This is a genomic window from Anaerolineales bacterium, from assembly GCA_030583885.1.
GTDB lineage: Bacteria > Chloroflexota > Anaerolineae > Anaerolineales > Villigracilaceae > Villigracilis.
The window spans coordinates 203854-225033 of the sequence record CP129480.1; the positions used below are offsets into that span (position 1 = coordinate 203854).

General features: G+C 50.7%; 21 protein-coding genes. All 21 read right to left on the reverse strand.

The window, feature by feature from the left end; all coding sequences use genetic code 11:
- The 21 genes from QY332_01035 to gmd all read right to left on the reverse strand — a co-directional run bounded on the left by QY332_01035 (window position 1) and on the right by gmd (window position 21101).
- Window positions 1-822: a class I SAM-dependent methyltransferase gene (locus QY332_01035; protein ID WKZ36508.1), complete on the reverse strand. Its 822-nt coding sequence runs from the start codon at window positions 820-822 to the stop codon at window positions 1-3.
- Window positions 809-1150, reverse strand: coding sequence for a hypothetical protein (locus QY332_01040; GenBank protein WKZ36509.1), 342 nt, complete (start codon window positions 1148-1150; stop codon window positions 809-811). Before QY332_01040 ends, QY332_01035 begins: the two co-directional genes overlap by 14 nt.
- Window positions 1147-2265 (reverse strand): N-acetyl sugar amidotransferase, encoded by a 1119-nt coding sequence (locus QY332_01045; protein ID WKZ36510.1) that lies wholly within the window; start codon window positions 2263-2265, stop codon window positions 1147-1149. Before QY332_01045 ends, QY332_01040 begins: the two co-directional genes overlap by 4 nt.
- Complete coding sequence (gene asnB, locus QY332_01050; protein WKZ36511.1) at window positions 2262-4094, reverse strand: asparagine synthase (glutamine-hydrolyzing); 1833 nt, start codon at window positions 4092-4094, stop codon at window positions 2262-2264. Before asnB ends, QY332_01045 begins: the two co-directional genes overlap by 4 nt.
- Before the next feature lie 6 nt (window positions 4095-4100).
- Window positions 4101-5111, reverse strand: coding sequence for an N-acetylneuraminate synthase family protein (locus QY332_01055; GenBank protein ID WKZ36512.1), 1011 nt, complete (start codon window positions 5109-5111; stop codon window positions 4101-4103).
- Window positions 5112-5837 carry a GNAT family N-acetyltransferase gene (locus tag QY332_01060; protein WKZ36513.1) on the reverse strand — a complete coding sequence of 242 codons (726 nt, stop codon included), beginning with the start codon at window positions 5835-5837 and terminating at the stop codon, window positions 5112-5114.
- Window positions 5834-6892 carry an NAD(P)-dependent oxidoreductase gene (locus QY332_01065; protein WKZ36514.1) on the reverse strand — a complete coding sequence of 353 codons (1059 nt, stop codon included), beginning with the start codon at window positions 6890-6892 and terminating at the stop codon, window positions 5834-5836. Before QY332_01065 ends, QY332_01060 begins: the two co-directional genes overlap by 4 nt.
- The gene (locus QY332_01070; protein ID WKZ36515.1) at window positions 6893-8044 is read right to left on the reverse strand and encodes a DegT/DnrJ/EryC1/StrS family aminotransferase; all 1152 of its coding nucleotides are present in this window, start codon (window positions 8042-8044) and stop codon (window positions 6893-6895) included. It lies immediately after the preceding gene.
- On the reverse strand, window positions 8041-9045 hold the full coding sequence (locus QY332_01075) for a Gfo/Idh/MocA family oxidoreductase (protein WKZ36516.1): 1005 nt from the start codon (window positions 9043-9045) through the stop codon (window positions 8041-8043). The genes QY332_01070 and QY332_01075 overlap by 4 nt, the downstream gene beginning before the upstream one ends.
- A complete protein-coding gene (locus tag QY332_01080) occupies window positions 9042-9704 on the reverse strand; it encodes an NTP transferase domain-containing protein (GenBank protein WKZ36517.1) in 663 nt (220 codons plus the stop codon). Before QY332_01080 ends, QY332_01075 begins: the two co-directional genes overlap by 4 nt.
- 67 nt (window positions 9705-9771) lie before the next feature.
- The gene (locus QY332_01085) at window positions 9772-10869 is read right to left on the reverse strand and encodes a DegT/DnrJ/EryC1/StrS family aminotransferase (GenBank protein WKZ36518.1); all 1098 of its coding nucleotides are present in this window, start codon (window positions 10867-10869) and stop codon (window positions 9772-9774) included.
- Complete coding sequence (locus QY332_01090) at window positions 10866-11447, reverse strand: DapH/DapD/GlmU-related protein (protein ID WKZ36519.1); 582 nt, start codon at window positions 11445-11447, stop codon at window positions 10866-10868. The genes QY332_01085 and QY332_01090 overlap by 4 nt, the downstream gene beginning before the upstream one ends.
- Window positions 11448-11453: 6 nt before the next feature.
- Window positions 11454-12395 (reverse strand): Gfo/Idh/MocA family oxidoreductase, encoded by a 942-nt coding sequence (locus tag QY332_01095; protein ID WKZ36520.1) that lies wholly within the window; start codon window positions 12393-12395, stop codon window positions 11454-11456.
- Window positions 12392-12865, reverse strand: coding sequence for a winged helix-turn-helix transcriptional regulator (locus QY332_01100; protein WKZ36521.1), 474 nt, complete (start codon window positions 12863-12865; stop codon window positions 12392-12394). The genes QY332_01095 and QY332_01100 overlap by 4 nt, the downstream gene beginning before the upstream one ends.
- A 245-nt stretch (window positions 12866-13110) precedes the next feature.
- A complete protein-coding gene (locus QY332_01105; GenBank protein WKZ36522.1) occupies window positions 13111-14244 on the reverse strand; it encodes a glycosyltransferase family 4 protein in 1134 nt (377 codons plus the stop codon).
- A gap of 9 nt (window positions 14245-14253) precedes the next feature.
- Window positions 14254-16227, reverse strand: coding sequence for a hypothetical protein (locus QY332_01110; protein WKZ36523.1), 1974 nt, complete (start codon window positions 16225-16227; stop codon window positions 14254-14256).
- 4 nt (window positions 16228-16231) lie between these two features.
- On the reverse strand, window positions 16232-17149 hold the full coding sequence (locus tag QY332_01115) for a lysylphosphatidylglycerol synthase transmembrane domain-containing protein (GenBank protein WKZ36524.1): 918 nt from the start codon (window positions 17147-17149) through the stop codon (window positions 16232-16234).
- The gene (locus QY332_01120) at window positions 17142-18104 is read right to left on the reverse strand and encodes a glycosyltransferase family 2 protein (protein WKZ36525.1); all 963 of its coding nucleotides are present in this window, start codon (window positions 18102-18104) and stop codon (window positions 17142-17144) included. The genes QY332_01115 and QY332_01120 overlap by 8 nt, the downstream gene beginning before the upstream one ends.
- A gap of 19 nt (window positions 18105-18123) precedes the next feature.
- Window positions 18124-18282: a hypothetical protein gene (locus QY332_01125; GenBank protein ID WKZ36526.1), complete on the reverse strand. Its 159-nt coding sequence runs from the start codon at window positions 18280-18282 to the stop codon at window positions 18124-18126.
- Window positions 18282-20123 carry a glycosyltransferase family 39 protein gene (locus QY332_01130; protein ID WKZ36527.1) on the reverse strand — a complete coding sequence of 614 codons (1842 nt, stop codon included), beginning with the start codon at window positions 20121-20123 and terminating at the stop codon, window positions 18282-18284. The genes QY332_01125 and QY332_01130 overlap by 1 nt, the downstream gene beginning before the upstream one ends.
- A gap of 15 nt (window positions 20124-20138) precedes the next feature.
- Window positions 20139-21101: a GDP-mannose 4,6-dehydratase gene (gene gmd, locus QY332_01135; protein WKZ36528.1), complete on the reverse strand. Its 963-nt coding sequence runs from the start codon at window positions 21099-21101 to the stop codon at window positions 20139-20141.
- Window positions 21102-21180: the final 79 nt, after the last annotated feature.

The following is a 21180-nucleotide window of genomic DNA, read 5'->3' on the forward strand; positions in this document are numbered from 1 at the left end:
TTACAATGACAGAAAGGAATAAATGGAATACTTGTCACTCGGCTCATGAATTTGTTTCATCTCACGGACAACAAAGCCCGATAAAGAAGCGAGTTTACTCATCGAATCGGGGGTAAAAATCGTGAAATGCTCGATGTAAAATTCCTCACGCCCGACGGCATCCCCATTCCGAAGTGCACCGTCTCCATCGGGAAGTTCAATATACACAAAACCGCCCGGTGAAAGGAATGATTTTGCCTGTTTCAGCATGCGCACGGGGTCCGGCACATGTTCAAGAACTTTATTAAGTGCAATTAAATCAAATTTCTGATCCGACAAAAAGGTGTCAAGTGTCCCCGCATGCGCGCCATCCACCCCGGCGTGAGCGAGGGCATGTTGTGCTGATAGCGGATCCGGGTCAATTGCATAACAATAAAAACCATGATCCTTCAATTCGGCGAGGAAAACACACAATCCGCTTCCAATATCGAGAACATGGGTATCCTGGGGCGAACGTCCATTGCGGGCATTCAATTCCATCACGCGCCGTACTCTCTGTTTGTTATCCGACTGTGCCTCCGGCAGGCTGCGAATCCTGTTGAAGGTATCCAACAACTTTAGGCTGTAGGTAGCCTGGTTGTATTCCCTGCCATAAATATCCGTTCCCAGCATGTCCTGAACATTCACATACACAGTGCAGCGGGAGCACTGGTAGACCTGCCTGTCATAGGCATCAGGGGCAATGCCAAAATCCGTTTCGCGTGCGGGCTTTTGGCGGATATCCACGATCAGTTCCAGCTGCGTGGAGCCGCACAAATAACACCTGACGTTACCTGCGCTCATCCAGCCACTCCACAAGGATCATGCTTTCCCCGTCAAGATACTTAAAAAACAATTCCTGCTTATCGTACTCAACCAGCATTACAAAATAACGGCCGGACCCTGTATTTTTTGTCAGGGCAGCCTTAAATCCATTATTAATTAGGCGGCCATTCAATGACGGGGTGGCATAATAACCCCAGTTCTTACGTGCCACATCATATTCAGCCCCGCTTTCGGTCAGGAAGGTGACCTGTTCATCCGCCAACAGCTCAATACGGGCACAATCCTTCATGTTGATCGAAGAACCAGCCTTGAACTCACGCGGTGGTTCAATGATTTTGAGCTTCATGTCCACTCCCAATCAGGTATAAGGAAATCCTTTATCACCCATTTACTTGTTTGTTTTTCCCAGACCGCCAAATTACGGAAATTTTCGATAATTTCAAAGAAATGTTCCACGGCAATTCCGGAGAACCTGCAAAACTTTTCGATATCAGCATGTGGGGTCTGATCGCCGGCGTTTCGGACAATGTCAATGGCCTGATCGCGGGTCAATCGTCCGTTTCGGATTTCCAGGGATAGGTTGTCAAAAAGCCTGGTAAAGCCAAACTTGTACCACTTAATAAAGTGGTGGATGGAGATGAAATCATCATCAATGTCAGCATAATCATAATACCCGGTTTTGGGTCCGTCGGCACGCGAGCGAAATCCATGCTGATGTGCAACCTCAGCACTTTGCTTCGGATCCCACTTGAAGTAATAACCAAGAAAGACGGCATTCACTTTTGCCTGTTCGATCTCCTCATCGGTGGGACCAAAATATGGAGTTAATTCCTTTCGGGAAAGTTCATCGGAAATCCAGTCCTGAGCAGTAGTGCCATGCGTAACACCATAGGTTCTTAACCAGCGACCATCGAGCCGAAAACCGGTAAGTTCATCTTCGGTTGTTCCATATTCAAATGCGGAATTCTCCCCCCAGACCACCAATGGAATATTAAATCGTACAGCGGTTTTTAGCGGGATACTGAACAAAGCCATGTGCATTGGAATGGCGGTCGAACCATACTTCTCCAAAGCTTTTAACATGAACTTTTTCTCCACTTTTGGGCTGACCTGGTAATCAATATGGTCAACCCCCAAATTGATGAGATTGGCAAGATTCGCCGATCCAAGTACGGTGCGGGCGGGGGTTTTCCACGTCACTGCCAGCGGGTTCATGCCATATTCAAGGCATTTGACAACCTGCCAGGTGCTGTCCTTGCCGCCGCTGACAGGAATTATGCAGTCATATCCCTGACTGTGGGACTTGGCATTGCAAACCACCTCCCGAAAGGCGCCTTCACGCGCCGACCAATCAATATTCGGCTTTGTCTCGTGTGCCCGGCAGGCATTACACACCCCATCCCCATTGATAATGATGTTGGGTCGAGTATCCGGCAGTATGCAGCGGGTGCAGTATTTCACTTTTGAAATTCCTCCAAAAACATCTTGGTATTCAAAAAATTAAACAGGAATTTGCTTTCGCTATTAGGGAGGTTCTCCTTTGAGAGCAATGCTTCAACTTTATCCTTTTGGATATATTCAAAAACAGGACTGTCTTCAAGCAATGCCCTGCGCACTTCTTTACTCTTCACATCCAAAAACGAGAAGATGGGCGCATTAAAGCCGACTTTACGGCGATTGTCCACAATGGCATCCGGTGCAATTCCACGCATGGCGTCCCGCAAAACAGATTTGGCTTTGCCGTCCTGGATCAAATGGCGGGATGGAATGCTGTTTGCAAACTCAAACAGGTCGCGGTCCAGGAAGGGCGAACGGTTTTCAACTGAGTAATACATTGAATTTAAATCGTCCTCATGCAAAATTACAGGCACCGACTCATGGAACAACTCATTTAACATGCGATTGCGTAACAAGCTGTCAGTGTATGCCTGCTCCTCAAATGGCTCAGACCAAGTTGAGGTCAAGTACGAGGCGAAGCGGTCTGCATCCAGATAAATATGATCGCGGAATGCTTTATCTTTAATAAATAAATCAGGGTCACTCAAAAATGGATTTCGGACAATCGGCTTGATATGCTCTTCCCATGCTTTCAATGATGTTGAATGCAATGGTTTATCATTTTGAATTTCATAAAGATAAGCAAGGTGATGGTCGTAATACCCTGTGAACAGTTCATCCGCCGCCGTGCCGCTGACCGAAATACGATACCCGTGATTGTGAATGCTTTCGGCTAACATCCAATGGGCATAATAGGTAATGGTATATACGGGCGCATCATGGTAGCGGACAAGTCCGCGCAGTTTCGCCAGGAAGTCGCTTGTATCCACGTTGATGGGGGTATGGCGAATTCCCAGCTCTTTTACGGCGTGCTCCACCATATCCTGCTCTTCATAACGCGCGTCGGTATTGACGATGGTAAAGCCGTGCACATCGTACTTGAAAACGCGTCTGGCAATGCTGATAAGCGAATTTGAATCCACGCCGCCGCTCATGCAGAACGCAAGGGGCACATCGGCGCGCAGGCGCAGCTCCACCGAGCGGATCAAACGCTCGCGCGTCCCTGCAACCGCTTCTTCGTAGGACATGGAATCATCCTGTTCAATGAGCGGAGTCCAATACCGCCTGGCATTCTCACGGCCTTCCGCATTAATGGAAAGATACGTGCCTGCGGAAAGTTCGGTGATATCTTTAAAGAAGGCATGTCCATCCTTGTAGAGCGCCTTATAGCCGTTTACCAGATAACGATAAAGATGGTCATGGTTGACTTCCAGTTTACGGCCAAGCAAAGCAACAATAAACTTCACTTCAGAGCCGAAATACAGTCCGCTGGAATCGCGGTATATGTAAAGCGGTTTTTCGCCAAAGCGATCACGGCATAAAGTGAAAGAACCGTCTTTTTCATCGTACAGTGCAAAAGCCCACATGCCTTCACATCTATCAAGTATAGACCAACCCTGGTGATGAATTGCCTTAAGAACCACCTCGGTATCCGATTCGGTGCGGAAGGAGACATTCTTCGCAGTTAATTCCTCACGGCGTTCGAGATAGTTATACATCTCGCCATTAAAGATGATCCATTTGTCTTCCGCATGAAATGGCTGGCTGGCGCGCTCATCAAGGTCGATGATGGCAAGGCGCGTGAACAACATGGTCGCCTTGCGTCCCGCACCATTGGTGAATTGACGATAGGCGGCTTGATCCGGTCCGCGCTGCCCCATCAGGCCAAGGCAGGACTGGATGTTCCCAGAATGAATCGTTTTCGTGCCAAAATAACCGGCAATGCCGCACATTCTTGTTTACTCCACATGCTCTTTCAAGAAAATATCGTGTCGTTTCAATGATGTTTTTAATTTTTTGCCGATCAAAGATGAAATTTCAGCAGGCGGCAATCCATTCCGTGGACGAATACAATCAAGATCTGATTCAACCAAGATGACTCCTGCGGATAAATCTTTTGCCGCGACGATACTGCGCCTCGCTGCTTCGCCCATGCCTGCTTCTGCTGTGGAAATATCCTTCTCGCCTGAGCCAAGCATGGCATCGTATTGATGCATCACGTCCGCAAGGCGGCGCATGTCAGCCGGGTCTGCCGAAAGAGCATGATCACGGAAGGAAGTGCGGGTTTTATCAAGCGTAAAATGCTTTTCGATGATCCGCGCTCCCAGACCCAAAGAAGCGACTGCGCTTTCAATTCCCAGTGTATGGTCGGAATAACCGACTGTGAGATTAAAAGTCTCCCGTAAAGTTTGGATGACTTTTAAGTTCGCGTCCGTTAAAGATGCAGGATACAAACTGACACAGTGAAGCAGCGCCAAATGATCAACGAGCGGGCCTGACTTAAGAGAAGAAGCGATAACATCCACCGATGTTCTTATCTCAGCCAATGTACTCATACCCGTTGAAAGAATGATCGGCTTGCCAAGCCCTGCGGCCTTGACGAGTAATGGATGAAAATCCAAATCACCCGATGCGATTTTAATCCCATCAAGCAATGGATTAATCGCTTCGAGTGAATCCACATCAAATGCAGATGCCATGAACAATGCGCCTTTTGCGTGAGCAATCTTTGCCATCTCTTCAAATGTTTGCACAGGCAAACGAAAGCGCGTGAGTTGTTCAATGCGCTGGGTTTGGCTGATGTTTACCAAACGTTCAGGATCAATGATTTGAACTTTAACAACATCCGCGCCCGATTCAATAGCGGCATGTGCCAACTCAATTGCCAGCCTTGAATCTCCTTCGTGGTTGTTTCCAATTTCAGCGATCAAGATTCTTTCGCGGGTTAAATCGCGATTGCCTATCTTCATTTAAATTACCTTGCCTTCATTTACATGGGCGTGCAAAACAAAGGTTGAATTTGAAATTTTGTAACCACAAGTTTGATACAAACGCATGGATGGAATGTTTGCAATTTGCGTGCCAACCAATAAGCGGGAATATTTTCCCGCAGCATCGTTGATATGAAATTGAACCAGCCTTTTGCCAATGCCTTGTGCTTGCATATTTTTATCAACACCAATCAAGTCAATCACGCCAATTTTTTCGTTTGTAACGAGTATTGCCAAAAAACCTACAGGCTTGCCGTTTATTTCAGCCACTAAAAGTCTTTCGCCTCGTTGCTTACGGATGTAGTTCGCAATCCACTCTCGTTTGATCTTGTCTGCCAGTTCTTTTGAAACTTGAGGGTCAAGGTGAAAACGAGAATAGATAAATGAACTTTCAGCAATTTTCAATACATCTGTTTCATCTTCTGGCTTCACATCACGAATAATGATAGTTTCATTCGATGAAATATCTTGCGGCTGACGTTCAAAGGCCACATTGACATCAATCACGCGAAACCCGGCCGTTGTCAGCGCGCCAACCTGTGCAACAGATGTGACCGGCACCTTGGCATAATAGAAAGCACGGCGCGGAAGCAAACCCTCTGAAAAAACGCTCCCTGGCTCAAGGGTTTCGTCTTTGTCAAGACTGCCTCTGAAGACCTCACAGCCAAAGAGGCCGCCAAGCCACGTGTCTAAATCAAATCTCATCCACTGACCTTGATATCCATCCAGAACTTGCCGCTGGGGTCAAGTTCTTTGTACCATTTAATATATTTTGGAAAGCCAATGTCAATTGGATGAGTTGGTTTGTAGCCAATCAAATCATCCAATTTCTTAACGCTTAATGTGCCGCGAAAAGGCATAAGATTATCACGTTGGACAAATTCCACAGGCGCTTCGGGGAAGTGTTCTTTGATGATGCCAACCAAGTCGTTGATCGAGCGGGATTTTCCGTAGGTCATATTAAAAATCTGATTGCGTGACTTTGGGTGTTGAATCACTTTTTCAATCCCATTGGTGAGGTCTTCAATATAAGTGAAATCCAGTTTTTCACCGCCATCGCCGTCGATCTTCAAAACTCCGCCTTTCATGGCACTTTCGATGAAGATCTGTCCCACACGGCGGCTGACGCAGCGAGGTCCATACAAAGCAGAAGGGCGAATGATCGTATATGGTAAATCGAAAACTTGTTGATAGGCAATCACCATTTTTTCGCCAGCCACCTTCAAGGCGCCGTAAATACCGATCGGGTCAAGCGGATGAGTTTCTTCCACTTCTTCGGTAAGGAAGTTCCCATAGACCATGCTGGAGGAGAGGAAAATAAAATGTTCCACCTGCCCACGGGCATTATCAAGTGCGTTTTCCAAGGTACGCAGGCTGTGATCGAATGTACTATAAGGGTCTTTGTTGGACTTGCCTGCATGGGAAATCGCCGCGAGGTGAATGATGACCTGCGGTTTAATCTTATCCAGCGTATGCGAAAGCCCATGATAATCACGCGCGTCCTGCACATGCAGGGGAATGCCTGCTTCACGCAGCAATTCAAGCCGCTGGTTGATCACTTTTACATACAGGTCGCGGTTGGGGTTATCAGCAGCGTCTGATGATGCAAAAGATAAAAGATTGTTAACCTGCAAGCCGTCAATGATATCAACCTGTGCGCCTTTTTGTTTTAACGCCAGCGCAAGGTTGTGCCCGATAAAGCCCGCGCCGCCGATGATGGCAATGCGCCTGTCTTCCAATGGAATCAATTCGGTCTTCATTTAATGTAGCTCCTTCAAAACAGAAGAAAATGTTTCGGCAATGTATCTCATGTCGTCCGTAGTCAGATGCACACCCACAGGTAAAGCAATGGATTGGTCGCTGATTCTTTCCGCTTGTGCAAAGTCTGCGGCATTGTAACCGTATTTATTTTGATAATACGACATGCGCGGCACAGGTTGTGGATAGTACACGCTTGTGCCGACCCCTGCGGCATTTAATTTCTTCACAATCTCGATGCGTTTTGCATCCAACGGTTTTTCAAGCACAAGGCTCAAACAATAAAAACTGGAAAGCGCATCCTTGCTTTGCGAGTCTAAAATAGAAATACCGGATATTTTGGAAAGCCCGGATTTCAACGCGTTGAAATTCGCTTCACGCCTTTCGCGAATCACACCCATACGTTTTAATTGTTGACGACCGATGGAAGCGTTGATATCACTCATGCGATAGTTCAAACCAAGCCCCAGCGTATCGTACATGCCGGGGATGGAGCGTTCGGAAAACGTTTTATCCACATAAAAACCGCGAATTTTTGAAACTCGCGCCGCAACCTCTTTATGTTTGGTGACAAACATGCCTCCATCACCAGTGGTAATATGTTTGACGGGGTAAAACGAATAACAGCCTGTGTCACCGATCAAACCGACATGCGTACCTTTATAACGCGAACCAATGGCCAGGGCACAATCTTCAATCACTTTCAAACCATGTTTATCAGCAACCTTCATGATTGCATCCATATCACACGGCACGCCAAGAAAATGCACCATGCTGATGGCTTTGGTTTTTTTTGTGATTAGACTTTCCAATTTGGACGCATCAATATTGCCCGTTCCTGGTTCACAATCTAAAAATACAGGTTTCGCCCCAACCATTTCCACGGCATGAGCCGTTGCCACATGTGTCTCAGCAGGTACGATCACTTCATCGCCTGCACCGATCCCCATTTCAAGATAACTCAAGTGCAACGCCGCCATGCCGGAACTAACCGATACGCAATATCCGCCGCCCATGTATTTTGCGAATTCCTCTTCAAAGGCCTTGCTCTGCGGACCATGCGTCAGCACATCGCCGGAAAGCACTTCGAGCACCGCTTGTTTTTCCTCATCGCCAATCCAGGGTTTTCCGAAAGGAAGGTTTCGAGTTGTCATAGATAATCAATTGTCTCCAATCTTTTTGTGATCAAAGCGCGGTCACAAGCAGCGCTTATGCTTATTCCGTCAAATACAACCTGTGTCTGTTCGCGAATATCCCTATCGTCCAATACCGCCGAAATAAAATCGGGGATCAGGTCACCTTTATCAGCAGGCAGGGTTGGCATACTTAACATCTCTGCTTTTTGATCTTCATCACGATTCCAATGTACACGCGCGCCCATATCATCATAAATAAACGTGCCTTTGGTACCAAACACACGCACCACATGCTGATGCCGATGCACGCTTCCAAAGTTGGCCGTAATGTGCGCCACCAAACCGGATTCCATCTGCATGATGGATTCTACAAAATCGTTATACCGAAACTTCGTGCCCTCGGTTGAAATACGATTGCCCATCGAAAAAACAGTTTGCGGGCGTTCGTTAATTAACCACAACATCAAATCAATCAAATGCACGCCGCCGCCCTCCATCACAGAATAATTTTCAACCGCATTGCGCCAGCCGTCTGTTATTTTATGTAAACGTCCGTATAAATACTCACCGTCAAATGAATAGATTTTTCCAAGCTCACCCGTTTGTATTCTATCTTTCAACCATTGATACACAGGCGTCGCTCGCAAAATTAAATTTGAAGCAAGCTTCAACCTTCCATTTTGCACCGACCAAATTTGTTGAATTTTCTTCAACTGTTCGACGGTTTGACACATCGGTTTTTCCACGAACACATGTTTGCCGGCAATTAATGCCTGGATAACCTGACTCGCATGATCATCATCAAACGAGGCGATGGAAACAATTTTTACAGTTTCATCACTCACAATCGCCTGATAGTCTGACGCGGCACCTGCTCCTGTTTCCTCAGCCAGATTCTTCGCCTTTACATGATTATGATCCAACACCCAGCGGATTTCACAACGAGAATCTTTTTGATATGCCCGTAAATGCTTTTCACCGATACCCAACCCAACAACGGCCACACCCAGCCTCTTCATTCAGCGGTTACTTTCACTTGCGGGATGAAATCAGACCCAACAGTGTTTTCCAATTCCTCCACGCGGCGTAAATCATCCAATGTATCCACGACAAAATTCAACCTGGCATAATCAGGGTCCATATTTTCAAAGTTCAAAATTCGAAACTCGCCCGTATGGGCATAATAAAATTTTGTCACGTGTTCGCGGTCATCGGCAGATAATCGGCTGGGGTCAATCCTGCAAAATGTCTTCGCATTCAACAATTCCAAACTGTGGCCGTGTGGAAACGTCCGTTTCTGCACATTTGTGATCAAATCCAAAGAGTCGTCCACATACGAAGCCATTGTTGTCAAAATCTTGCTGTTCAAGTAGGGACTGTCTGCGCTGACTCGAAAAAACCAATCACATGGGTTTTCCTGCAGGCAAACCCGGAATCTTTCAAACACATCATTTAACGAACCGCGAAATACGGTGACACCCAAGGAATGCCCGTACAAAGCCAGTGGGGCATCTGATGTTTCATCACTTGTGGCAATGATGATTGCCGACTTATTGAATGCACGATTCAAACGTTCAACGACATGAGATATCATCGGTTTGCCATTGACAGGTGCCAGCACTTTACCCGGAAAGCGGGAGGAACTCATCCGTGCTTGAATAATAAGGTTAATGTTCATTACTGAATGAGGTTTTCATTCATGCGAGCATTCAGTTTCTGAATTCTCGCACAAGAAACAGATTCTGTCAACCTGTAAACTCCTTCACCGCCGCGATGACCTCATCCTGCTGTGCCTCGGTCAACTCCGGGTAAAGCGGAAGCGCCAGCGTCTCGCGGGAAGCCAGTTCCGAGTGCGGGAAGTCGCCTTCCTTGTATCCAAATTTGCGGCAAGGCACAGCCAGATGCGGCGGCAAAGGATAATACACATCGGAGGCGATCCTCTTCTGCTTCAGGAACGCCTGCAACGCAGCGCGCTTCGCAGAGCGAACGATATACAAATGATACACATGCCGGCCCCATTCGTGCTCCACAGGCGTGACGACTCCCAGCGGCGCCAGATGTTCACTATAACGATGCGCCAGTTCGCGGCGTTTCCGGTTCCATTCATCTACGTGCGGGAACTTCGCCTGCAGGATCGCAGCCTGCAGGGCATCGAGGCGGCTGTTGTAACCGACCTCCTCCGAATAATACTTCTTCTTCCAGCCGTGTGTGCGCAGCATGTGCATCCGCTCGGCAAGCGCGGCGTCATTCGTCACGGCCATGCCCCCGTCGCCGAACGCGCCGAGGTTCTTGGTCGGGAAGAAACTCAAACAGCCGATGTCGCTCAATGCGCCGGCCTTCCTGCCACGATATTCCGCGCCGAATCCCTGCGCGTTATCCTCGATCACCATCAAGCCATGTTCACGAGCGATCGCAAGGATCGGATCCATCTCGGCGGGATGCCCATACAAATGCACGGGGATGATCGCCTTCGTCTTCGGCGTGATCGCGGCTTGAATCCTGCCCGCGTCAATTTGATAGGTCTGCGGGTCGATATCCACGAAGACCGGCTTTGCGCCGACCGACATGACCGTGCCCGCCGTCGCAAAAAACGTATAGGCAGGGATGATCACTTCATCGCCCGCGCCGACGTTCAGCGCGCGCAATGCGATCACCAGCGCATCCGTCCCCGACGCCAGCCCGATGGCATGCTTTACACCCAGATACGAAGCAATGCTCTCCTCGAACTTCGTCACCTGCGGACCCAAAATAAAATGCCCCGACTCCAATGTCGAGGACACCGCCGCATCGATCTCCTCTTTGATGGAATGATACTGCGCCGTCAGGTCGACCAATGGGATCATTCTTCGCCTCTTTCCGGAATAACGACTGAATCCTGTTTCCGATAGGCATCGCCGCAGCTTTGGCAGGCTGCCCGATCCCCCTCGAACGCCAGCTGCTCGCCGCACTGGCACATCCAGCCGCGTACGCTGGCCGGCGAACCGTAGACAAGCGCGTAATCCGGCACATCCTTCGTCACCACCGCGCCCGCGCCGACAAAACAATAGGTGCCCAGCGTCACGCCGCACACGATGGTCGCATTCGCCCCGATCGATGCGCCTTTGCGCACCAGCGTGGTCTGGTATTCGTCCTTGCGGCTGACATGGCTGCGCGGGTTGATCACATTCGTAAAGACCATCGAGGGTCCCAGAAAGGCATCGTCCTCGACGATCACACCGGTGTACAGCGAAACATTGTTCTGGATCTTGACATTCTCTCCGATGGTCACGCCGGAAGAGACCAGCACATTCTGACCGATGTTGCAGCCTCCGCCGATTCTTGCATTCGGCATCACGTGGCAGAAATGCCAGATCTTCGTGCCGGGGCCGATCTGCGCGCCGTCGTCTATATAACTGGATTCGTGAACAAAATAATCAACCATGGTTGCCTATTTTTTCAAAAGCGGGTGAACAAGCTCATCCTTCGGTGAAATCCCAGCCGTGCGGATGGCATACGTCAAACCGATCGAAGGACGCGCATCTGCGATGCCAAAACCGCGGCCGGCCAGCGTCTCTTCATAGACGCGCGTATGCAGGTCGGTGAAGCCTTCTGAAAACTCGATCTCCCTGCCGTCCACCGTAATGGAACGATAGGTTGTCTTTCCGGCGGTCTTTTCAGAGGATGGCAGGTCGTTCTTATCCACCGAAAGGAACCAGCGCACGCGCGCGCGTTCCAGTTCGATGAAGCCGGACATGCGCTGGTCGTCCGAGTGATATACCTTGATACCATTGACCGATCCGAACAGCCACAGGAGCAGGTCAAAGAAATGCACCCCGATATTCGTTGCCACCCCGCCCGACTTATCCGCATGTCCCTTCCACGAAACCTGGTACCACGGTCCGCGGCTGGTGATGTAGGTCAATTCCACCTCGTGGACGGTATTGTCTTTTTGCAGCGCTTCACGCAATTCGATCAGCACCGGGTGTACGCGCAATTGCAGGATGGTGTGAACGCGGCGCTTCGTCTCCGCTTCGATCTCTTCGAGGGCGTCCAAATTCCAGGGGTTGATGACCAGCGGTTTTTCGCAGATCGCATCGGCGCCGGCCCGCAGGGCAAGGCGGCAGTGGGCATCGTGCAAATAATTTGGCGAACAGATCGAAACATAGTGGATGCGCCCCTCTTCAGGTCCACGGCGCAGTTTTTCCAAATGGCGGTCAAAACGCTCGATCTCGGTGAAGAACTTCACATCAAAGGAGTACTGGTCAAGCACGCCAACCGAATCCTTCGGGTCCACGGCGGCCAGCAATTGGTTGCCCGTATCCCGGATGGCTCGCAAATGACGGGGGGCAATATACCCGCCGACGCCGATCACAGCAAAATTCTTCGTCATGAACTTCCTTTCAGGCGTTTCACCTGATAGCCCTGGCCGGCAGCTTCAAGCACAACGTCCTGCGGGATATTGCCAACTTGAATCCCTGCTTCAATGCAGGTCAGGCGCAGGATGTCCATTATTTCGTCGTCTCCGTTCAGGTACACCTGCTGAACGCCCTGATCCTGCAATTCTGTAACAAGTGCTTTTGCCTTGTCACGAAATTGTCCGTACACCTTCAACGAATTCTGTGCATAGGACAATGCTCGCTGGGTGAAGATCTTCATGCCCTCGGGCGTCAGGTCGTATTTCAGGCGGGTGCGGTCAAGATGTGAAACCTTGACCCAGCCGCGGGTGATCAGGCGTTTGATATACCAGTTGACACTGCCAACGGCAATGCCGAGGCGGTCGGAGAGATTCGCCTGGGTCACCAGTGAGTCCTGGGCTATTTCATCGAGCAGGGCGTATTCGTGCTGTTTTATTTCAGTCATGTGAGAATTCAATTTCTGAATTCTCACATGGAAATCCCCCCTTGTCAAGTCAGCAAATCTCAAAGTAGTCATGTCGCTGCGAGCGGCCCTGCCGCGAAGCAGTCTCCTCGTTGAAACAGGGGATTGCTCACCGCACTGGCGTCGGCGCAAGTGTTGTCGGAAAAACGCCGTCTCGCAATGACATTTTTCATACTAAGAATTGCTGTTAATAATCTGGTTTGTACCTCCCGACAACATTCCTATTTTTATTTCCCATCCACCATATTTTGGAAAATTGTTTGATATTGATCAACAACCTTCTCTATATCAAAATCGCGTGACTTTTCAAGGCTGGTCCTGCGGAATCGTAATAGAATTTCAGGCTTGGAAATAAGTTCGCGCAAAGCCTGTGCAAATGCGCTCTGATCCTGCACTTCGATCAAATAACCATTCTTTTCATGGTCCACCAGGTCCATGAAACCGCCGATACGGCTGGCCACAACGGCAAGTCCCTTGGCAAGCGCCTGCACCCCGACCACGGGCAGGCCTTCCGAAAGGGACGGCATGAAGAGGATATCGCTTTTTGAAAATTGATCCAACACATCCTGCGGGGTGACCCAGCCCGGCAGATGAAACCTCTCCGCCATGTCATGCTTTTCAATTTCCCGTTTCACTTCCTCGAACATGGGACCATCCCCCAGCATGGAGCAGGTCCAGTCGAGGTCCTTCAATTGGGAAAGGATTTTTACAATCGCAAGCGGGTTTTTTTGGGGCACGAAACGCCCTGCAAAGACCAGGCGGGGACATTCATTCAACCTGATCTCGGCAGGGGCAAGATTCAATACATCCACGCCATTGGGGATCACTTGAATATCCACAGGATAGTGCTGCAAAGCCAGTTGACGGGTGAACTCGCTGACTGCGATCACTTTTTTTGCGCGTTTCCAGATCGGCTTCGTGAACGGCTCCAGCCAGCGGAACCACCTGCCTGTTTTCTCCGGCACGCCGCCGGGCACGTCCCCCAGATGGGCTGTCAGGATGTAGGAGAGGCCGGTCAAAACCGACAAGGTCCAGGCAAGCGCACCGGATGGAACGGCAAAATGGGTATGAATGATCTCGGGACGAAAACGCCGGATCAACGGCAGACCAGCCCACAGTCCGGCCAGAACGTAGGCGAGCATCGTGGAAAAGCTTGCGGAAAACGCCTCCCTTCGCAGGGAAGGAATGCGCACAAGTCGAATCCCATCTTTGATCTCTTCGCGAGGCAAACCAGTCATGTACGCAGTCAGGACGGTCACTTCATGACCGCGCGCTGCAAGTTCCCTGCAGATGTCGTAGGCAGCCCTGCCCCCGCCCCCGCCAATCGGCGGAAATTCGTAGATGACTGTCAGGATGCGCATGAAATGGTCTCAGTCCAAAAACGGATCCTTGCATTGTGCCTGCCCGGGGCGCGGCTCAAAAATCTGAATATTGTTCGAGAGCAGCGCTTCGGCAGGTTTGTAATTACACAAAAGCGGCGCACCCACATAGCGCACCCATGCCACGTTCTCTTCCACGAACGCGCCTTTTTTCCGCTGCGTGAACTTCTGGTCTTCGGCAACGATCAAGGCAAAACGGCGGTCTGCCAGATCTGCATAATACTGCTCCAGATAATTGCGGTTGCGCGACATTGCCATTTCCATCAATTCGACCTGCTCATATTCGGGTACAAGCGGGATGCCGTTCAGATCGCCAAAGGTTAACAGGTGGCGTTCGGTCACGAACAGAACCTCACCGCCGTTTCCGATGGCTTCAGAGACAACCTCTTGAAGTCTTTGAATGTCCTGCGTCGCAATGGATCGATCATAGGCATGGAAGAAGCCGATCCCCCGGATCGCAAATGCCAGCGGGATCAACAAAGCCGCGGAGATGGGCATCCACCCGACCCGACCCCAGAGCGGCTTCGCATCCCCCTCCGCCGACACCCGTCCCGCCCAAAACGACATCACCAACACGGACAGCAGGACCAGGTACGCATCCATATTATGCAGGTCCCCGCCGCCGCCGATCTTCGTGCTGACCACCACCCCGCCGGCAAACAAAACCAGCAGCATGGCCAACAAGGCAAGCCAGCGCAAAGGGTGCAGAAAGCTCATCCTTCCGCGCGCGATCTGATATGCCGCCACCATGAGCGGCGCAGAAACGATCAATATGCCCGGTACAATCCCCATGGGGAATGTCTCGGTCGGGAGCAGGCGCTTCCATAACAGATCGGATGTGAAACTTGAGCCAAATGTGCTGACATCCGCATTGCCCGAAATACGAATGTAGGTAAATTGGGAAACAAGCGCTGCAGCCAGCCCGCCCGCACCCCAGACAACCGGCGTGACCCAATACCGCCAGCTTTTCCCGGTCAGTGGTGTTTCAAGGATGTATATTGCAATCGCCAGCATGGCAGGTACCGGGAACCAGTTCACGCGGCTGATCCCCGCCCAAACCGAGGCGATGATCACAAAAAGGAGCGAACGCCAGGGTCTTTGAATGGATATTCCCGCAAAAACCAGGATGACACAAACTTGAAGATGATAATAGACCGCGCCCTGCAAATAAAACAAAAACAGCCAGGCTGCCGCCAGAACCGTCAGCCCGCCGCCCAACTTCAGCCGGCGGGCAAGCAGCATGGCGGAGGCGGATGTCAGGCCGATCCACAAAAGAACCTGCCACAGGCGGTGAAACCAGAGCGGCAGGCCGTCAACCAGAAAGGGAAGCGACAGCAGCAAATACCGCGATGGATGCAGGAAGGGATAGGGAAGCGAAACCCCATAGACAGACTTGGCAAAGAACATGGATGCATAATAATGGCGCCCCGCCTCGGAATATCCAATGGAAAACGGATCACTGGAAACGATGGTCGAAAATCCATATGCCTGATAGATCACTCCCTGCCCAAGAAGAACAATGGCAAAGGCGGCATGCCATTCGAGCGTGTTTTTTAGAAGTTTCAAGCCGAACACCTGAAGCAGGCTCGCCCACAGGAACACCCAAAGGATTGGCATCAATTGGGGAAGCACGCTGCCAAAGAGATATAAACGGGTGAACCAGACCAGGAAAAAACCGAAAAGCGTCAGAAAAACCCCGTACAAAGAGCGCAAGGCGTTAGACGGTCGCGTTTCAAACCCGTCCATCCATGCAGCCATGCGGCCCAAAAGGGATGAACGGGAAAGCCACAGGCCGGCCACTGCCGTCAGCGCAAAGATGCCCACCAGCCCGATCCACTTGGAACGCAGGAGCGTAATCTCCAATTCGCTTGTGCGCTGGATGGTTTGAGGGATCGCCAGCAGGCTGACAGCCGCCAGCGCCCACATCCACACTTGCAGGAATTTCCTCGATGACACGGCTTCCATGAGTTCACTCGCCTTTTTCAGGCAGATTCTCCTTCTTCTCATTCATCGCGGCCAGAATGGACGGCAGGAAGAACGCTCCCGGCAGGCTGGCCAGAATGAACAACAGGCGGGTCAGCAGGGCAATGGTGGCGCTTTCCGAGGAGCTTAATCCGCCGAATTGGATGAGCAGGAAGGTCATGGATAGTTCCTGCACGCCCAGGCCATTAATGGAAATGGGGATGAGCGTGACAAAGTAGGTCAGTGTATACAAGCCTGCAACCAGCCAATAGGGAACGTGATGGTCGATGCCGAGCAGCAAAAGATGGATCGCCAGATAAATAAACGCCTGGTTTCCCAGCGTGGCGAGCAGGGAACCGATCAGGGCCAGTGGTTTCCTCCACCAGATGGAAAACGACCCGAAGGTGCGTCTGGCAAAGTCCACGCCTTTTTGAAACAGCGCAGCCACCGCCATGGACTGGGAGGCGCCGCCTTCAAATGAAAATACGGGCATCAAACCCAGGGGCAGAATCAGCCCCATGCCCGCCATGCCAACCAGACGGTCCACCACCAGCGAGGCGAGGCAGATGGCGCGGTCATAGCCCAATTGCATTGCACCGCCCAGCCGCACCATATCCCCGCCGATGGTCGTCGGCAAAAAATTGGATGAAAAGTTGCCGGTGAACATCAGCGTAAGGGAGCGAAAAAAGTTAATTCCCACTCCGGCCGACCGAAGCAGCACATGCCAGCGTGCCGCCGCAAATGAACGGGAGATGAACAATGCCGCGAGCGCCACAAGAAAATATCCGCTGGAAACACGCCGCAATGCGGAGAAGAGCTCGCCATCCCCCTCTTCCTCCAGTAAAATGAGCAAAAGCACCAGCGCCAACAGACTCCCCACGATACGCACAATGGTCTGGCGGTTTTTTCGCAGCAGATCAATCACGAGCCTTATGCTCCAGATTGATCATGGTACGCACCACATAGGTGGGTTTCCTCTGTGATTCATGGTAGGTGCGCACGAGCAATTCCGCGATCAACCCCATCAGAATGGATTGAAAGCCGAGGATGAAAAACATGACGCTCGTTTGGAACAGGGGGGAACCGGTGACACTGACCAAAAAGAACAGGCGCCGGACGAGCAGGTATCCCATGATAAAGGCGCTGATGATCATCAGTCCGCCGCCGGCCCCGCCGAACAGATAGATGGGCTTGGAGGCATAGCTGACGAGGAACTTCACCGTGAACAGGTCCAGGATGACCTTGACGGTCCGCTCCAGCCCGTACTTGGTCTTTCCATATTGACGCGGGTGGTGGCGGACGGGGATCTCGGTAATGCGCGCGCCAACCGAACTAGCAAAGACGGGGATGAAGCGGTGCATTTCACCGTACAACCGAAACCCTGCCAGCACCGGGCGGCGGTAGGCTTTAAGCGTGCAGCCATAGTCGTGTAAATGCACGCCCGTCACGCGCGAGATCAGCCAGTTCGCCAGCATGGACGGGAAATTACGCGTGACCGCATTGTCTTTTCTTTGCTTTCTCCAGCCGCTGACCAGGTCGTATCCCTCGTCCAACTTCGCAAGCATGAGCGGGATGTCCGCGGGGTCGTTCTGCAGGTCGGCATCGAACAGAATGATGATATCCCCCTGCACATAATCAATGCCCGCCGCGATGGCGGCGGTCTGCCCGAAATTGCGGCGGAAGGAAATCACCCGAATATGCTGCGGGTCTTTTTCCGCATACTCTTTGAGGATGGACAGGCTGTTGTCCGTACTGCCGTCATCCACAAAGATCGCCTCCCACGATTGCTGCAGCTCGTTCATGGTCTTGTACACGGCGTCAAACAATAGCGGCAGGTTCTCCGCCTCATTAAATACAGGGGTGATCAATGAAAGGTTCATGGGTTTCGGTGGAAGATCCTCAGTTCCGAGCCATCATGGCATGATGGAGAATCCACGGGTCTTGGAAGCTCCTGAAATTCCCGCGGTTCAGGGATTCCATCGCCTTCTCAATGGCTTCAAAAAGCAGGGGCAGATTATCCTGTTCATTGTGAACAGGAACGACAAGTGAAATATCCATTATTTCCTCTTGAAAATACGGAGCCGTGTTTTTTCGATGCAGGATGTTCCCACGGGAGTTGGCGCATATTCATCAAATTCCGCCGCTGCAAAAAACTGTGTCCATCCAGGATAACGCCTTTCTTCAATGATAAAATAATCGGCCGTTGCCTTCCATTCAGCATCCATTTCCTCATTCCAATATCCAAACTTGTATAATTCCTGCGAATCGCCGCCGCTGATAAAGGAATAGCCGCTGTTAATTTGCGCGGGGAATATGCGGACCCCGGAAAGATACAATAGCGGCACTGTCGACAAACCGCCGTCCCAATAAACCAGGCTGTCCGCAGGAATAATGCTCCTTAAATGATCTCCAATCTGTTCATTTGCCAAAATAACATCCGTCCGGCATTCGGCTTTTCCTGAAGCCCCGCTTAAAATCGGGGAAAGCAAAATTCCCATCGTCAAAACCGCTGAGGCATGGAACGCACCAAAGCTTATTCTGCCATAGGTGCGCCTGGCATACTGCCAGCCAATGGTTGTTAACAGGGTAAAAAGAACACCAACGCATAATCCAAATAACGCCGACGCAAATTTTCTCGCCGAATTGTTATCAAGCTGGAAGCCATATATAAGAATGTCGCGCCATGTTATCAAGCCCGGCAGTATTCTCCCATCCCGCACACGCGGCGCCGGGAGCCCCATTGAAAAAGAACCAATTTCCTCAAACGCGGAATAACCAATTCCCGCAAATATAACCAGAAAGAGGGCAGCCAGCAATACTTGCGCAAAAAATGATATTTTCCAGTTCCATGATCTTATCGTTGCGATTACCAGGAAAATGGCGGCAACATTAAAAAAGGCCATGTAATTTTTGAAACAGAAAACACAGTAATCCAGCCCAATCGCAGCCGCAGAGTGCATATAAGTTAAGCCCAAAAACAAGACAAGCATGACGAGGCCGGCACGAAAATCCACCGGTGATTTCCACCCATTATATTTTGGCCAAAGAAAGACGGAAACAATACAGCCGGCCAGGGAAACAAAATGAAAACGAAATGCCTGAAAAATCGAGAGCAGGCGGGATCCCAATGACATTTCGGGGTCCCAGACGGGTGTGCCCCCTCCACCATAACTTAACTCACTCGGTATCCTGACATACGGCACCCAATACCATAGTTGAAGTATATCTGGCCAATAAATAAAAAACACCAGGGCAACCGCCATTGCGCCCGGCAATAACAGCCATACTGCCCGGCGTCCATGTTGCCAAAGGGCATAGACCGCCAATAGTGGAAGTACCGGCAGCATATTCTGACGAACCAGCATCATAAGTCCGGCCAGAAGGCCGCTCAACATCAAGTGCCAGGCTGGACGCTTTTCACCCACACAAAGAGCCAAGGACCACGCCAACATGCAGGCAATCGTACTTTGCGTGACGCCCATGCTATATATCTTAATGATGGATATATTGGATGCAATCGCCCAAACTGCTCCAACCGCCAGCCACTTTCCACCAAGCCGTCTCGAAAGAACCCATGCGCCCAACAGGGCCATGAATCCAAAAAAAACAGCCAGAAAACGCCCGGTCCGCAATCCCGGACCAAATAATAATTGCACATAGCCCGGTATCAAAAATGCCAGCGGGCCTTTATTTGTGGAAATGCCCGGATCAAATGGTCGGTAATCGCCTATGGCGAATAAATAACCCTTAAGTAAATATGCTCCTTCATCCAGGTCAGAGACCGTCGTATATGCATACAACAAGGCATAGCACACATAAACAAACATTCCGAGGAAGGCAAAAAAATCTGCGCTCCGGGCAAGTTTTTTCCCTTTAAGCATAGCCTTGATAAATTCCATTAAATCCTCAAAGCATTATCCCTTTTTCAACCGCGCCAGGTCGGAATCCACCATCATGGCAACCAGTTCCTTGAACCCCACCGCAGGCTCCCACTTCAATGCCATGCGTGCCTTGGATGGGTCGGAGATCAGCAAATCCACCTCCGCAGGACGGTAGAACTTCTCGTCCATGACCACAAAATCCTTATAATCCAGATCCACATGAGAGAAGGCGATCTCACAGAACTCGCGAACGGAATGGGTCTCGCCCGTGCCGATCACATAGTTATCGGGCTGATCCTGCTGAAGCATCAGCCACATGGCTTCCACATAATCGCCTGCAAAGCCCCAGTCACGCTGGGCTTCAAGGTTGCCAAGCCGTACTTCCTTTGCCTTCCCCAGTTTGATCCTGGCAGCCGCGTTCGATATTTTACGCGTGACAAATTCCAGCCCGCGGCGCGGACTTTCATGGTTGAACAAAATCCCCGATGTGGCGAATATATCAAAGGACTCGCGGTAATTGACTGTGATCCAATGACCATAGACCTTCGCCACGCCATAGGGACTGCGCGGATAGAACGGCGTATCCTCATTCTGCGGCACTTCCAGCACCTTGCCAAACATCTCACTTGAAGAAGCCTGATAAAAACGGATCTTTGGATTCACAAAACGGATCGCCTCCAAAATTCGCGTCACCCCAATGGCTGTCACATCACCGGTCAACGCGGGCTGGTTCCACGAAGTCGGCACAAAGGATTGCGCTGCAAGGTTATAGACCTCGGTCGGGTCATATTCCTCGAGCAGGGCAAGCAGGGAACCCTGGTCCTGTAGATCTCCCTGCACAACCGTAATATCATCCAACATATGGTCGATGCGCTCGTAATTCACCGTGCTCGAGCGCCGCGCAACCCCGATCACACGGTATCCCTTTTTCAATAACAACTCTGCAAGATAGGAACCGTCCTGTCCGGTGATTCCTGTAATGATGGCAGTGGGCATTTATTCTCCTTATTCAAAATTCAGCGGCTGAATTATACCGCACACGGTCACAACTTGCGTGGCGCAAGTTGTGACCGTG